Genomic DNA, 14,594 nt, shown 5'->3' on the forward strand with positions numbered 1-14,594 from the left:
CGCGCTTTAGCTTGTTGTTTGTGCATGATCTTTTCGGAAAACCGCTGCACACTTTGCGCTAACGCGGCCCTCCGGGTCCGGATCATGCTCTAGCCGCTGCATTTGGGCATGAGGCTGTTCACATCCCGCACCAGGTTGGGCATCACCTCCTCAGCCGGATGTTTGCCCGTCACCAGGCTCTCCGTGTGGTTCTTGATGACCTCGATGATCTTCAGGGAATTCCCACCCGGAAATGATGCCCAGTCCGTCAGCACCGGCAGTTGCTGAATGCTGGTCATGTGATTGGGGTTCTTGGCATAGAACGAGCCGAGGAGGTCGGACGACTTCACAGCGATCTCGTTGCCGGGCATGTAACCGGTATAGTTCACCATCAGCGTCTGACCGCTCGGGCCAGTGACGAACTTCACGTACTCCCACGCAGCCTTCCGCCGCTCGGCGTCCTTGGCGAAGACCATGGCGACATTGCCGCCCGCCGGCAACTTGCCCTCCGGCGCCGATAGCGGAAATGCGACGGTCGTGAAATCGAAGCGGTTGCCGATCTGGCGGTCCGCCGCAGCGACGTAGGATGTGGAATCGACGAGGATGGCGATCCCGCCCGCGACGAACGCCTGACGCGCCTGGCTGATACCGAGATTGGGCATTCCCGACTTGCCAAAAGATTCCAGGATCTTGAGGGCCCACATGCCGGCAGCATCATCGAAGGCAACCGTGCAGCCGTCGGCTTTCAATATACGTCCGCCGCGGCTGGTGATGAGCGACTGGAGCAGCCAGTTTCCGGTCTGGTCCCATTGATAATAGAATCCGGTCACGCCGGCTCCGGCGATCGTCTGGATTTTCTGACCGGCGGCGATAAGTTCGGGCCAGCTTCTGGGCAGGTCGGCCGGGTCGAGGCCGGCCTTCTTCACGAGGTCGGCGTTCACGTACAGCACTGGGGTCGAGACGGCGAAGGGGAGGCCATAGAGCTTTCCCTTCCAGCGGCCGAGCGTCGCAAGCGTCGGGTAGTAGCCAAGCTTGTCGAGGCCACCATCCGCCGCCACGAAAGAATCGAACGGCGCGCCGAGGCCGCGATCCACGAACAAGCCGATCTGATTGATGCCGTTGAAGGCGACATCCGGCAGGCGACCGGTGATCTGGTCGCGCAGGATCTGCTGGGCCCCTTCTTCGTATCCGGCGACTGGATTGCGAAACTTGACCTTGATGTCGGGATGGGCCTCGGTGAAGCGCTTGGCCAGTTCCTGCTGAAGAGCATTGAAGGTCCCTGGTGTGGTATAAAGGACGTCCAGCGTAATCTCCTCGGCATGGACGGGGGTGACCGCGCAAGCGGCCAGCAACGCGGCACCCACAACTCTCAACACGCGGCGCGGCAGCAGTTTGTCGATCATGACGATCTCCCTTGGGTCACTTCATGGCGGTGGTTGCCAGCCCGTCGATGAAACGGCGCTGGGCAAGAAGGAAGGCGAGCAGCAGCGGAGCGACGATGATGGTGGCGCCGGCCATCAGCGGCCCGAGGAATTGACCAGCCTCGTCATCGCGGAACAGGAGAATGCCGAGCGCCGGCGTCGAGATGTCTTCCGTCCGAACCGCGATGAGTGGCCAGAACAGGTCGTTCCAGTGGGCGACGACCGAGAAGACCCCGAAGGCGGCAAGCGCCGGCGCGCTCATGGGCATCATGATGCGCCAGATGATCTCGAACTCGCCAAGCCCATCGAGACGGGCAGCGTGGATGATCTCGTCCGGGATGGATCGGAAGAACTGGCGCAGCAGGAAGATGCCGAAGGCCGAGATGATCCACGGAAGGATGAGAGCCGCATAAGTGTCGAGCAGCCCGAAGACATGGAGCAGGACAAAATGGGGGATGGCCAGCGCCTGAGGTGGGACGAGAAGCGCGACCAGCACAGCGGAAAACAGCGTGTCGCGGCCGCGGAAGCGCATCTTGGCGAGCGCGTAGGCGCATGGCACGCAAACCATGAGCTGAAGCGCGAAGATCGTCGCGCAGACGAACACGCCATTGAGCAGGAAGCGGAGCATCGGCGCCGCGGTCAGCGCAACGCGATAATTCTCGACTCCCACGAAGGTCTTGGGCCAGAGATGGAAGTCGGGTTGAAAGATTTCGTCGGGCGGTTTCAGCGACAGGCTGATCATCCACACGAAAGGCAGCAGCGCGAAAGTCGCGGAGACGACCAGCAAAGCATGGCGCGCGATGCGCCCCGCAAGCCGGTATCGGCGGTGTGCGCTCATGAATAGTGCACGCGGCGTTCGATGAACCGCGCCTGGGCGAGTGTGAGGGCAATCACGATCGCAAGGTAAACCACCGTGAGAGCCGCGCCGTAACCCGTGCGCAGATAGTCGAAGCTCTCGGAATAGAGCCGATTCAACAGAACCTCCGAGGCGTAGTTCGGGCCGCCCTGGGTGAGGACGCGCACACTGTCGAACACCTCGAAGGCGCGGCTTGCGGTGAGGATGATGACGAACATGGTGACCGGCCCCAGCATCGGGAGAGTTACGATGCGCAGCCGGTCAAGGACACCGTCCGCGCCGTCGACTGCGGCGGCGTCGTAGAGCTGCTGAGGGACCGCTTTCAAGCCGGAGACGAACAGCACCATGGCGAAGCCGAAACCCTGCCAAATGCCGATGAGGGCGAGGGCGAGGAGGGCGGTGTGCTCGTCCCGCAGCCAATTGACCCCGGTCACGCCGAACGCGGCGAGTGCCCGGTTGACGAGGCCGATACTGGGATGGAGCATGGTGCCCCACACCACCGCCATGGCTGACATGGTCGACATCACCGGCAGGAAGTGCACCGCGCGATAGAAGCCGCGCAGGGCAGGGCTCGCCTCGATGAGCAGAGCTGTGGCAAGGCCAAGTCCCACCGTTCCGGGCACGACGATCGCAACGTAGAGACACGTGTTGATCAGGGCCTTCCAAAATGGCGGGTCCGCCCACAACGCAGCAAAATTCTCGGTGCCGATGAAACGGAACGTCGCGGCACCCAATTGCCAGTCGGTGAACGAGAACAGGATCACCGCGGCAGCGGGGCCAAAGAGCAGGCAGATGAGCAGTATCAACGCCGGGGAGACTGCAAGCCAGCCAATAGCGGCCTCCTCAGTCCGATGCCGACGACGGACAGCCGAGCGGATGGGGGTCTGGATCGAAGCCGTCAGGCTCATGCCGCCGCCACCCGCTCGATGTTGCCGCAACGCCTGCCGGCCTCGTCGAACTGCATCAGCCGCGCGGCGTCGACCTTGAGCCCAACCTTGCAGCCGAGCGAAAAGCGCCGTTCGTCGGGCGAGGTGCGGACCACCGCGGTTTCCGAGCCGTCACGGAGAGCGACATGCACGAAGATGTCGGAACCGAGATTTTCAAGGTTCGTCACCGTGCCGTTGAGGAGCTCATCGGCCGGCGTGGTCAGGATTGCCGCTTCGGGACGAAATGCAAGGCGCCTGGTCTGGGGCGCGAGGGCTGCCAAGACACCTGATCGATTGTCCGTCCAGTGAGCGCGCGTGACGATGTTGATCTTCGGGCTGCCGATCATCTCGGCCACTCTGAGATCCTGCGGGTCGCGATAGAGCTCTTCCGGAGGGCCGACCTGGAGCAGCTCGCCGCCCATCATCACGGCGACGCGGTCCGCCATCGTCATGGCCTCTGACTGATCGTGCGTCACATAGACGAAGGTCACGCCGAGGCGGCGGTGCAGCGAGGTGATTTCCGTACGCATCTGCACACGCAGCCTGGCATCGAGATTGGATAGCGGCTCGTCCATCAGGAAGACGGTGGGGCGTCGCACCATCGCGCGCCCGAGGGCGACTCGCTGGCGCTGCCCGCCGGAAAGCTGGCCGGGCTTGCGGTGAAGCAGATGAGCCACGTCGAGCATGACGGCGGCCTGCTCCACCTCCACGCGAATGCTCCGTTCGATGGCGGCCCGGCCCGGCACGAGCGGGCCGATCAGCGGCAGGCGCTGCGCGAATGAGAGCTGCCGCGTGCGCAATGGCAGCGCGATGTTGTCGAATACGGTGAGATGGGGATAGAGCGCATACGACTGGAACACCATCGCGACATCCCGGTCCTTTGGACGGGCTCCGTCCACGGGGCGGCCGCCCACGTTCACCTCACCGGCGTCTTGATCCTCGAGCCCCGCGATGATCCGGAGTAAGGTCGACTTGCCGCAGCCCGACGGTCCCACCAGGGTCAGGAATTCCCCGTCCTCGATTTTCAGGGAGACGTCCTTCAGGACCGGCGTCTCGCCATAGTGCTTTTCGATGCCGCGCAGCTCTATCTCAGCCACGGCTGCCTCGCTGGAGCGCGTTGCCGTCCGTCCCGGAGGCGGACAGACCAAGATGAGCAAGAATTGTAGGCGCGATGTCGATGACCGAGCTTGCTTCGGAACGCACCGCTCCGGCCGAGAAGTCCGGCCCTGAGATCATGAGGAAGGGAGACTGCTCCGCTGCGCCGAGCCCGCCATGCTGACCCGCGCCGATCACGTCTTCCTTGCCTTCGGAACGCTTGGCGGCAAAGCTGGTCCCGACAGCGCCGAAGCGATTGGGAGCCTCGGTCGCACGCATGGCGACGGCGCAGGCGAGTCCGTTATCGGCGGATTGCCCAACACGGTGCAGCTCGGCCTTGGGCAGGACAGCACCGGCCCAGTCCTGGCGCGCCAGAAAGTCGGTGATTGCCGCCTCGCGGCCGGCAGCGTTGCGGTGAAGGTAGATAAGTGCCGAGGTGCCGTTGGAGGCGACCACCACGTCGCCGGAATCAAGACTTTCCTTGAGGCCTGCGGCGACCAGCTCAGCCTCGATGTGGATGACGCCGCCCACCACCTGATGGCCGTGGTCGGATCCAAGCAGGAAGAGCACGTCATCGCGGTCGGGCAGGTGCGCCACCGCGTCCATGACGCGCTTCGCGTTCCGATCGGCTTCCTTCACGACGGCGAGATGTTCGGGCGAGCCCAGCGGCAGTGCGTGCTGCGAGGAGTCGGGTTCGCCCAGCCACATCAGAGCGAGGGCAGGAGGATTCCGGACCAGCACAGCCTCGGCAATGAAGCGTTCGGTCATGGCCCGATCGCCAGCCACGTCCAGGGTCACGCGAAGCTGTTCGGCTTCGGGCAACGGAATCCGGCCTCGCCCAAAGGAGCCGGCGCGATGATAGATGCGTCCGTGGCCGTCGGGATCGTGAGCATAGGCCGCTCCAGGAGACACGTTGCTGTAGATCACTGCACCGCCATGCTCACGCAGGCGCTCGGCAAGCGTCGGAACGGCAAGGCTGCATCCGGTGACACGCCTTTTGTGCTGGAGAAAATCCGGCCGACCGGCGTCGTGACGCACAAGATGGTCGTCCTCGACGAGGACCATGGTGTTGCCCTGGAGACCGTGGCGAGCCGGCAGGCAGCCGGTGGCAAGACTTGCCGAAACCACGCGCGTGCATGAAGGAAAGACCGTGCTGTAGGCCGAGAATTGCTCGGCGCGTTCAGCGAACGCGGCCAGATGCGGCGTGGTCTCGGGGGCGACGAAGTCCCGGCGCAGGCCGTCAAGGACAACGAGGATGGCGCGGCGCATGTTTACGCTTTCACGTTGAGCGGCACGAAGGGACGCAAGCGGCAAAATTTTCGGTTTGTATTTTGAGCAGGCCGGATCGGCGTCGGTTCACCACGCTGCATGTCGTTCCATCGTGCCTGAGAGGAGGCGGGGTCCTGCTTCGGACTCCTAACGGCGGCCGGCGACGCTTTTGTGACACCGTGGGTACATTTGTGCCGAATGCAGAATTGCGATATGGATCGAGCAACGGGGAGCCTGGACGTGCTGGACCAATCCAACAAACCGGAAAACGAGAACACCGCGGACTCTGCGCTGATGGCGCGGGTCTGCTGGCACTACTTCAAGGAGGGGCAAACCCAGGATGCGATCGCCCAACACCTCCAGCTGACCCGCAAGCGTGTGAATCGCCTCCTGGCGGAGGCGCGCGACACGGGGTTCGTGCAGATCACCATCAACAGTGGGGTGAGCGCTTTTGGAGCGCTCGAAAGCGGCCTGGTGGAGAGATTTGGTCTGCGTCGCGCGATCGTCGTGCCATCGCCAATCGACGGAGGAGACGCGCGGCCCATCATCGGCGCAGCAGCCGGCCACTATGTGTCCGAGCATTTGCCCGAGCCGGGCACCCTCGGCATCAACTGGGGCGGCACGATCAACGCGGCCGCGCAGAACCTGCAGCGGCGGGCTGGCGGCGGCAATCGCGTCGTACTCTTATGCGGCGGGCTGGCAGAGAGCACCCGCATCAACCCATACGACAATGCAGCGATGATGGCGCGGGCTCTGGATGCGGTGTGCTATTACGTGACCGCGCCGATGTTCGCCGACACGGCAGTGCTCAGGGACGCGTTCGTCGCCAGCGGGCCAGTGCAGACTGTGCTGGGGATGGTTCCTCATCTCGATATGGCGCTGCTCGCAGCCGTCGATTTGTCCGAAAGCTCGAAAGCGCTGGAGTATGGCCTCATTGATCCCAAAGTTTGGCGATCGCTTCTCGATGCGGGGGCGGTCGGCGACATTTGCGGACATTATCTCGATGCGGAGGGCGGGTTGATTGTCCATGATCTGGCAGCGCGCGTGGTCAATCCTCCGCTGAAAGAGCTTCTCAAGGTCCCCCAGATCGTGCTTGCCGCCGGCGGCCGCCAGAAGCTCGCCATCATCCGCGCCGGAATCCGTGCCAAGCTCTGTCACGTTCTGATCACTGACGAGCAAGTCGCTCGAGCGCTGCTCGAAACATAGCGCTGGTTTACAGGCCAGTTTTTCATTTTGACCACCCTCACATCTGAGCGAAGCAGCCCTCCGAGCGCACAACATTTGAAATTACTGATGTTTCCGGGTTGGCGGGGTGCGCTTTGGCGTGACTTCTCCACAGGCTATCCACAAGGATATCCCGGGTCGGTTCACAGCTTGCATTGGTCTTGGGCGTCGCCGAGGGCCTTGGTCGGCCGGCATGGAATCACAGGCGGGCGGCCAGCCGGAGGGCGGCTCTCACATCGCGATCAGGGGCCGCAAAGTGCGGCCCCGGCGGTCTATGATCGATGTCAGGCTACCGCTTCCGGCAGCTGTGCGGCGAGGGCGGCCGCACGGGCGTCCAGCCGGGCGCGGACCAGGTCCAATTGCCGCTCGCCCCGCGATGGCGACAGCAGGCCTTTGACCTCAGTCTTGATCTGGGCCCGCAGGCCGTTGCCGACGATCGGCGCGCAGTGTTCGTCCCGCGTTTGCCCGTGCTCGCGAAGATAGCTCGACGCGTTGCTCATGGATTCGTCGACGCGCAGCAGGGACTCGCAGGGCGCGCCTTCGGCATAGATCACATCATGGCTATCGAGCTTGATATGGAAGAATTCCAGTTCGTCATGCTCATGAGCCGGGTAGCGCGAGATCGTGGTGTCGTTGATCAGGCACTCCGCCGGGATCAACACGCCGTCGATCAGCAACGCATGCCCCCCGGTCACGAACAGGTCGGCCGAAGGGACATTTGGCGCGAGCGCGCCCCGAGCGATGCGGACGGGACGCGCATGCTGGTCCCACGGTCTGCTTGCATCGCGCCTGGTCCGCCGAAATCGCCCGATCCACTCGATCGGCCGTGCTCCGCCGAAGGCGGTCGGGACGATATCGCCCACGCTGAGGTCCTCGATCCTGCGAACGCCCGTGAGCGTCGTGATCCCAGTGCCTTTCAGGAAGCAGTTCTTGCCGTGGTAATAGGCCCGGGCAGGCCCGACCCCGCAGCCCGCAAGTGCGGCCGCCGCGGCGAAAATCATGCGACGTGTCATCGCTTTCGATGGGGTCTTCGCTCGATCCGCCTGAGACATTCGTTCGCGTCTCCAAAATTCCGCTTACCCCGCGATCGTCCGTTCCGGATCAAACCGGAAATGATGCGTGTAGCGTTGCTACCGTCTCGTTATGTTAGTTTAATGTTATACATTAACGCATGTGCGAGGTAAACCCCTGTGGGGGCAGCGTCGACTGCGACATGATCTCGCTCGCGCTGGCTAGAACGGAGGGTAGTTGGGCCGTCGGAGACTCAGCGGTACGTGGTCGGGCCGGTCTGCTTCGGTCCGATCGCATTAATCGTGCCGCGCAGCTTGGTGCGCAGCTCCTCGGCGACGAAGTGAGCGTCCGCGCCGTCGCGGATGATCTGCGGGCGGATGAAGATGATCAGCTCGGTACGCTTGACCTGCTTGTCGGTCTGCCCGAACACGACCTCGCCGAGCCCGGGAATCTGGTCCAGCCCCGGAATTCCGGAGCGGGACTTGGTCTGGCTGTCGCTGATCAGGCCTGCAAGCAGCACCGTCTGGCCGCTGGCGACCGCAACGGAGCTGCGGACCTTGCGGGTCGACACCGTCGGTGTCAGCGAGTTGGTCGAGGTCGAGGAGGAGCCCGACGAGGAATTGCTGACGGGATTGGAGATCTCCTGCTCGACGTCGAGCCGGACATTGCCGTTGGCATTGATCCGCGGCACGACGCGCAGGATGATGCCGGTGCTGCGATAGTCCGTCGTGTTGGCGATCGTGTTGCTGCCGGTCAGGACCGTCGCGCTGCCGGTCTGGATCGGAATCTCGTCGCCGACCTGGAGCGTCGCAATCTGATTGTCGATCACGACCACGGACGGATTCGACAGCACCTTGACGTCGGTGATGGCGTGCAGGGCATTGAGCACCGCCCTCGGCGTCTGCGCGGAGCCGACCAGGAAGTTGAAGCCGGGGATGGCGCGCTGAAGCACCACGTCGGTTGCCGCAGCGGCAACTGCGCTTGCGCCGTTGTAGCCGAACGATCCGGTGTTGGGCTTGAGACCGAGATCGCGGCTCATGATGTAGGACTGGATGCCGTATTGGAGATCGTCGGTCAGCGTCACCTCGGCGATGGTGGCGTCGATGGCCACCTGAAGCTGGGGCTGGTCGACCTCCTTGATCGTCTGTTCGATGGTGCGGTACTGCTCCTGGCTCGCATAGATCAGGAGCGTGTTGTTGACGCTGTCGGCAGTGATGCGAACGCCGTCGAGAACACCGGCTCCGCCGGGTCCTCCTCGTCCTCCGCTCTGGCTCGAGGCGGAATTGTCGAACAGGCTGCCGCCGCCTTGCGCGCTCGAGCCCGCGCCGTAGCTCGCCTGATTGCCGGACGAGGCATCTGCTGTCATTGCGCTGCCGGAGCTGCCGGAGCCGCGTCCGCTCGATCCGAACCCTCCTGACCCCGACGACTGGCCCGTAGGGGAAGCCGAGAGCCGGTTGAGCGCGGAGCCGCCGCTCGAACTCGCCGACGCGCCGGAGCCGGGTGCGACCTGTCCAGCCGGACTGTCCAGCGGCGATGACGAGGCTCCCGACGAGCTGCTGCCGCCGAAGACGTCGTTCAGCACCCGTGCAATCTGCTTGGCATCGCCGAACTTCACGCGATAAACGTGAACCGCGGATCGCCCCGTGTTGGTCGTATCGAGGCGGCGAACCCAGGTCTCGACGCGCTGGAGCAATTCCGGCTTGCGTGTCACGGCGAGCACCGCGTTCATGCGCGCGATCGACTGGAACTTGATGAGGTTCTGCGTCATCCCGCCTTCGCCGGAGTCCACGATCTTCTCGAGCTCGACGATGATGGGGCCTGGATTGCTGTTCTGCACCGGGAAGATGCCGACAGATTGTCCCTTGAGGAAATCCGCGTCGAAGCTGAGCACGAGATCGACCGCGTTGCGGCGCTCACTGCCGGTGCCCTGGATCATGATGAGGTTGCGGCTGGTATCGGCGCGGATCATGCCCTGCTTGGTGGCAAAGCTGTCGACCAGCTTGATGACCGTCTGTGCCGAGACATATTGCAGCGGCACCACGGTGATGCCGTAGCCGGGCGTCATGCGATCGGCCGCATCCGCCGTGCCGACCCCGACCGCGTCGGCCTGGGGCATCAGGCGGTAACCGGTATCGTCACGAACCAGCGCGACGCCGACGAGGCGAAGGGCGTTCTCTAGCGCGAACACGACGTCGGTTTTCGGGATCGGCCGCCCCGACGAAAGGCTGATATTGCCCTGGACGCGGGGATCGATGACGTAGCCGACACCGAGAATGTCCCCGAGCACGATCTTGGCGACGGATGCGATCGGCGAATTGTCGAAATTCAGCTCGAACTTGTCCGCACTCGTCGTTGCGGCCTGCGCCGAGGTGGCCGTCGCGGCATCTTCACCGGGGTCCGCGGCGTAGATCGCAGTCTTGGCCTTGGGACCGGTGCTGAGCTGTCGCTGCGGCAATTGTTGCGGATAACGCGGCAGCAGGTCGACCGAGCGCACCTTGTCGAAGACGTCAGGATCCCTGTTGTTGTCAGCATCGGCGATGCTGCCCACCGTGTTGCAAGATCCAAGCAGCACCGAGATCATCGCGCATTGGACAAACAAGCCGATCTGGAATGCTGTTCGGCTCACCGACTGCCTCACTCACGCGCCGCCCGTTGCCACTTCTAGGTGGGTCGAGCCGAATGCCGTTTGCTTAACTCTCTCCTGTGACAGCCATGTGTTATAAACGTTGCGTGGTCACGCGATGATTGTAATCTGAATGTTATCGGCGTTTGAGATCCGCGGAAATCGCGCTGAAATTTCAAGGCTGTCGACTGCGCCTATGTTGTGAATCGTCGGCGTCAATAATGTGGATGATCATAACGTCACATTTCCAATCGAATAAGTACGGTAAACGGCGCGCTCGCCGCTTCGAGCGGCTGTCAGAGTTTTCCGGTAGACGTTCATGGCTTCCCCGAATGCGCATGAGTTCGCAGCTCGTTTCAGCCGAACGGCCGGCCTGAAGGCGGACGCGGACAAGCTCGGCAGGCTGAACGGGTCCGGGCCTGCAGAAGGCGGCCTGCGCAAGCTGTGGGAAATGAGCGAATTGTCGGCCAGCGAGTTTGCCGACGAAGTTGCGCTCTTCTTCGAGCTTCCGCGCCTGACGCTTCAGGACATGATGGCGGCGGAGTCCAGGTCGCAGCAGTTCTCGCGCCGCTTCCTGCGGGAAATGGCCGTGTTCCCGTGCCAGCCGGCCGGCGCATCGCCGGTCCTCGTGGTGGCCGACCCGACCGACCGTGCCTCCATTCAAGCGGCCGGAATCGTGCTGGGCGCGCCGCCCACGATCAAGGTGGCCTCGTTCGAGGATATCGCCACCGTGCTCGACCAGCGCCTTGGCGAGGAGGAGAGTGCCAGCGCCGAGAGCGCCGTCAGCGCCACCGTTCAGGACGACGACATCGACAATCTGCGCGACCTGGCGAGTGGCGCCCCTGTCGTCCGGGCCGTCAACGACATGTTCGAGACTGCGGTGGAGCTGCGCGCGAGTGATATCCACATCGAGCCGGGCCGCACGTCGCTGATCGTGCGGATGCGCGTCGACGGGCTGCTGCGCAACGTGGCGACGCCCAGCGGTGTTCCGCCGCAGGCGGTGATCTCCCGCATCAAGATCCTTGCCGGTCTCAACATCGCCGAGCGTCGTCTGCCGCAGGACGGTGGCGCGCGGGTCCGGGCCGCGCGCTCGGAGATCGACGTTCGCGTGGCGATCATGCCGACACAGCACGGCGAGTCCGCCGTCATCCGTCTCTTGCCGCGGGACCGGGCCCTGTTGTCGATCGACAAGCTCGGTTTTCTTGCCGGCGACCAGAGCAAATTGCGGCGCATGCTGGCGCTGCCGCACGGCATGATCATCGTCACCGGCCCGACCGGCAGCGGCAAGACGACGACGCTCGCAACGGTCCTGTCGCTGCTCAATGAGCCCACCCGCAAGATCCTGACGATCGAGGATCCCGTCGAATACGAGATTCCGGGCATCTGCCAGTCCCAGGCCAAGCCGTCGATCGGGCTGACCTTCGCCACCGCGCTGCGCTCGTTCGTGCGCCAGGACCCCGATGTGATCATGGTCGGCGAGGTCCGCGACTCCGAGACGGCCCATGTCGCCATCCACGCCGGGCTCACCGGCCATCTCGTGCTGACCACGTTGCACACCGAGACCGCGGCGGCGGCTGTGCCGCGCCTTCTCGATCTCGGTGTCGAGGCGTTCCTGCTGCGCTCGACGCTCCGCGCAGTGATCGCGCAGCGCCTGGTGCGCCAGCTCTGCGACCGTTGCAAGACCAGCCGGCCGCTGACCCAGGCCGACGTCGAGGCGGACCCGCGTTACACCGCGGTCGGCCTTGCGGTCGGCAACACTATCTTCGAGCCCGCCGGATGCGAACGCTGTGGCGGCGTCGGTTACCGCGGCCGTATCGGTGTGTTCGAGGTGCTGGAGATGAACGAGGAAGTGCGCTCGCTGCTCGATGAGAAGTCCGACTGGGAATCCATCGACAAGGTCGCCATCCGCAACGGCATGACGACGATGATCGAGGATGGCCTTGCCAAATGCCTGTCGGGCATGACCTCGGCGGCCGAGATCCTGCGCGTGACCACCGTAAGGTGACGAGATGCCGAACTTCCGCTATCGCGCATTGACCCAGAAGGGCGAGGTCGTTTCCGGCTCGATCTCCGCGGCTGATCTCGCCGAGGTCGCGCAGCGCATCGAATATCTCGGTCTGGTCGCGATCGATGCCGGCCCTGCGGAGGAAACAAAGGGATGGTCGCTGTCGCTGGCCTCGCTGTCACTCTCGAAGCCGGGACCTGCGGACGTCACCATCTTCACCCGTGATCTCGCGCTGCTGTTGAAGGCGGGGGCGCGTCTCAACGACGCCCTCGAATTGCTCGCCAACGACATGGATGTCGGTCGGCTGCGTCCGGTCATCAATAACATCAAGAACTCCATCCTTTCCGGCGAGAGCTTTGCGGAAGCGCTCGCGCGCGAGCCGGTGCTGTTTCCGGCGATGTATGTCGCGCTGGTCAGGGTCGGCGAGATGTCCGGCGGGCTCGACCACATCCTGGAGACGCTCGGGGCCGAGCGCACGCGCGCCGAAGCCTTGCGCCGCAAGGTGACGGGAGCCTTGCAATATCCCGCGTTCGTGCTGCTCGCGGCCGGCGGCGTGCTGATCTTCTTCGTCACTTTCGTGCTGCCGCAGTTCTCCGCGGTGCTGCGCGACTTCAACGCGAAGACCGATCCCGTGATCGAGGTCTTCCTTGCGCTTTCCGACATTTTGCGCGGCCATGGTTTCGAGGTCGGCGCGGTGGTCGGCATCGCCGTCATCGGCGGATGGCTGGCGTGGCGGAGGCCCGCCGTCCGCGCCAGCGTCGTGACCCAGCTGGCGCGACTGCCGGTCATCTCGACCGTCGTGGAGTTTCATCGTGCCACGTTGTTCTCGCGCAATCTCGGCATCCTGCTCGGCAGCGGCGTGACGCTGACGGCAACGCTTCGCATCCTGGTCGACATCATGACAGCAACGGGCGACGTGCCGGCATGGGCGGCGATGGCTGACCGTGTCCGCCACGGCGGCAGGCTCGCCGATGCACTGGCCGCCTCGGCCGTCCTGCCACCGGTCGCGGTGCGCATGCTGCGGCTTGGCGAGGAGACCGGCCAGCTGCCGACGCTTTCGGGCCGCGTCGCGGAATTCTACGAAGAGAAGCTGCAGCGGCAGCTCGATCGCGTCGTCGCCATCATCGGTCCCGCGGCGATCGTCCTGATCAGCGTCGTCGTCGGCGGATTGATCGTGTCGGTCATGACGGCGCTGCTGTCGGTCACTCAAGTTGTCGGATGAGCAGGGGAGGAGGCGCATGATCGGCTTTTCGAGGAGGGGCCTGTTCGCTCCTCCAAGGCGGCGTCGGCGCCGTCGCGGTGAGGAGGGCTTTACGCTGGTCGAGATGCTGGTCGTCATCACCATCATCGGCATGATCATGGCGCTGGTCGGCCCGCGGGTGCTCAACTATCTCAGCGAGTCACGCGTCAAGGCGGCCAAGATCCAGATCCAGAGTTTCAGCAGCGCGCTCGACCTCTTCTACCTCGACGCCGGCCGCTTCCCGACCAGCTCGGAAGGGCTGGGCGCGCTCGCGCATCCGGTGAGCGGCGTGGCGTCCTGGAATGGACCTTACGTCAAGGGCGGCAGCGTTCCCAATGATCCATGGGGCAACCCTTATGTCTACAAGCAACCCGCCGAGAGGGACCCTTACGAAATTCGTTCGCTCGGCTCAGATGGCCAGGAAGGCGGCACGGGAACGGCTGGAGATATCTCCTCGGCGGCGAAGTAGCTTCGACAGCGGGGAAGCGGGGTTCACCCTGCTCGAGATGGTTTGCGTTCTCGCGATCACGGCGCTGCTCGTCGCGATCTCGCTTCCGCGAATGCCGCTGGCTACGTCGCGTCCCAAGCTGGAAGCTTACGCGATCCAGATCGCAACGTTGCTGAAGGCCGACCGCAATGCGGCGATGGGACGCCGGCTTTCGGTCCGCGCCGTGGTCGATGCGCCCGGGCGAACCGTTCGGGCCGGTTCGCGTGCGGGATTTGTCAAGGTGCCGGACGACGTCGTGTTCGATGCGCTGCTGCCGCAGCGCTGCAATGGTCGGGAAGTTGCCTCGGCCATTACGTTTCTGCCGAGCGGAATGTCTTGCGGCGGAGTCATACGGCTGACGCGGTTCGGCAGTGGGTTCGACGTGCGGGTGAACTGGTTGACGGGAGGGGTGGACATTGTCGCGCAGGATGTCGTCCAGGCGGCACAGTGAGGCCGGC

General features: G+C 64.1%; 12 protein-coding genes. 5 read left to right on the forward strand and 7 right to left on the reverse strand.

Annotation, left to right across the window (positions count from 1 at the left end):
- Positions 1-89 precede the first annotated feature (89 nt).
- The 5 genes from BRAGE_RS0111560 to BRAGE_RS0111580 are packed head-to-tail and all read right to left on the reverse strand — an operon-like array spanning position 90 to position 5,546.
- Positions 90-1,382 carry an ABC transporter substrate-binding protein gene (locus BRAGE_RS0111560; protein WP_084334379.1) on the reverse strand — a complete coding sequence of 431 codons (1,293 nt, stop codon included), beginning with the start codon at positions 1,380-1,382 and terminating at the stop codon, positions 90-92.
- 16 nt (positions 1,383-1,398) lie between these two features.
- Entirely contained in the window at positions 1,399-2,238 is an 840-nt protein-coding gene (locus tag BRAGE_RS0111565) for a carbohydrate ABC transporter permease (protein ID WP_027559774.1), read from the reverse strand.
- Positions 2,235-3,164 (reverse strand): carbohydrate ABC transporter permease, encoded by a 930-nt coding sequence (locus BRAGE_RS0111570; RefSeq protein ID WP_027559773.1) that lies wholly within the window; start codon positions 3,162-3,164, stop codon positions 2,235-2,237. Before BRAGE_RS0111570 ends, BRAGE_RS0111565 begins: the two co-directional genes overlap by 4 nt.
- The gene (locus tag BRAGE_RS0111575; protein WP_027559772.1) at positions 3,161-4,279 is read right to left on the reverse strand and encodes an ABC transporter ATP-binding protein; all 1,119 of its coding nucleotides are present in this window, start codon (positions 4,277-4,279) and stop codon (positions 3,161-3,163) included. The genes BRAGE_RS0111570 and BRAGE_RS0111575 overlap by 4 nt, the downstream gene beginning before the upstream one ends.
- Complete coding sequence (locus BRAGE_RS0111580) at positions 4,272-5,546, reverse strand: alkaline phosphatase family protein (RefSeq protein WP_027559771.1); 1,275 nt, start codon at positions 5,544-5,546, stop codon at positions 4,272-4,274. The genes BRAGE_RS0111575 and BRAGE_RS0111580 overlap by 8 nt, the downstream gene beginning before the upstream one ends.
- Positions 5,547-5,786: 240 nt before the next feature.
- Here BRAGE_RS0111580 and BRAGE_RS48385 point away from each other — a divergent pair, with 240 nt between their 5' ends.
- The gene (locus tag BRAGE_RS48385; protein WP_231164053.1) at positions 5,787-6,752 is read left to right on the forward strand and encodes a sugar-binding transcriptional regulator; all 966 of its coding nucleotides are present in this window, start codon (positions 5,787-5,789) and stop codon (positions 6,750-6,752) included.
- Between the two features lie 302 nt (positions 6,753-7,054).
- On the opposite strand, the gene BRAGE_RS0111590 is transcribed toward BRAGE_RS48385, so the two are convergent.
- Together BRAGE_RS0111590 and gspD are read right to left on the reverse strand one after the other, a co-directional pair.
- Positions 7,055-7,771 carry a Hint domain-containing protein gene (locus tag BRAGE_RS0111590; RefSeq protein ID WP_051377827.1) on the reverse strand — a complete coding sequence of 239 codons (717 nt, stop codon included), beginning with the start codon at positions 7,769-7,771 and terminating at the stop codon, positions 7,055-7,057.
- A gap of 263 nt (positions 7,772-8,034) precedes the next feature.
- Positions 8,035-10,407, reverse strand: coding sequence for a type II secretion system secretin GspD (gene gspD / locus BRAGE_RS0111595; RefSeq protein ID WP_028146257.1), 2,373 nt, complete (start codon positions 10,405-10,407; stop codon positions 8,035-8,037).
- Between the two features lie 316 nt (positions 10,408-10,723).
- On the opposite strand from gspD, the gene BRAGE_RS0111600 reads away from it, so the two are divergent.
- Genes BRAGE_RS0111600 through BRAGE_RS0111615 form a run of 4 tightly spaced genes read left to right on the forward strand, consistent with a single transcriptional unit; the run spans position 10,724 to position 14,587 of the window.
- Entirely contained in the window at positions 10,724-12,409 is a 1,686-nt protein-coding gene (locus BRAGE_RS0111600; RefSeq protein ID WP_027559770.1) for a GspE/PulE family protein, read from the forward strand.
- A 4-nt stretch (positions 12,410-12,413) separates the two neighbouring features.
- Entirely contained in the window at positions 12,414-13,631 is a 1,218-nt protein-coding gene (locus BRAGE_RS0111605) for a type II secretion system F family protein (protein ID WP_027559769.1), read from the forward strand.
- Between the two features lie 16 nt (positions 13,632-13,647).
- Entirely contained in the window at positions 13,648-14,118 is a 471-nt protein-coding gene (gene gspG, locus BRAGE_RS0111610) for a type II secretion system major pseudopilin GspG (protein ID WP_051377831.1), read from the forward strand.
- Entirely contained in the window at positions 14,063-14,587 is a 525-nt protein-coding gene (locus BRAGE_RS0111615) for a prepilin-type N-terminal cleavage/methylation domain-containing protein (RefSeq protein WP_084334373.1), read from the forward strand. Before gspG ends, BRAGE_RS0111615 begins: the two co-directional genes overlap by 56 nt.
- The last annotated feature ends 7 nt before the right edge of the window (positions 14,588-14,594 follow it).

This window comes from Bradyrhizobium genosp. SA-4 str. CB756, from assembly GCF_000473125.1.
Classification (GTDB): Bacteria; Pseudomonadota; Alphaproteobacteria; order Rhizobiales; family Xanthobacteraceae; genus Bradyrhizobium; species Bradyrhizobium arachidis.

Bases quoted from the DNA above. Each gene is read 5' to 3' on its own strand.
- BRAGE_RS0111560 (WP_084334379.1), bottom strand. From the start codon at position 1,382: ATGATCGACAAACTGCTGCCGCGCCGCGTGTTGAGAGTTGTGGGTGCC.
- BRAGE_RS0111565 (WP_027559774.1), bottom strand. From the start codon at position 2,238: ATGAGCGCACACCGCCGATACCGGCTTGCGGGGCGCATCGCGCGCCAT.
- BRAGE_RS0111570 (WP_027559773.1), bottom strand. From the start codon at position 3,164: ATGAGCCTGACGGCTTCGATCCAGACCCCCATCCGCTCGGCTGTCCGT.
- BRAGE_RS0111580 (WP_027559771.1), bottom strand. From the start codon at position 5,546: ATGCGCCGCGCCATCCTCGTTGTCCTTGACGGCCTGCGCCGGGACTTC.
- BRAGE_RS0111590 (WP_051377827.1), bottom strand. From the start codon at position 7,771: ATGATTTTCGCCGCGGCGGCCGCACTTGCGGGCTGCGGGGTCGGGCCT.
- BRAGE_RS0111600 (WP_027559770.1), top strand. From the start codon at position 10,724: ATGGCTTCCCCGAATGCGCATGAGTTCGCAGCTCGTTTCAGCCGAACG.
- BRAGE_RS0111605 (WP_027559769.1), top strand. From the start codon at position 12,414: ATGCCGAACTTCCGCTATCGCGCATTGACCCAGAAGGGCGAGGTCGTT.
- gspG (WP_051377831.1), top strand. From the start codon at position 13,648: ATGATCGGCTTTTCGAGGAGGGGCCTGTTCGCTCCTCCAAGGCGGCGT.
- BRAGE_RS0111615 (WP_084334373.1), top strand. From the start codon at position 14,063: ATGGCCAGGAAGGCGGCACGGGAACGGCTGGAGATATCTCCTCGGCGG.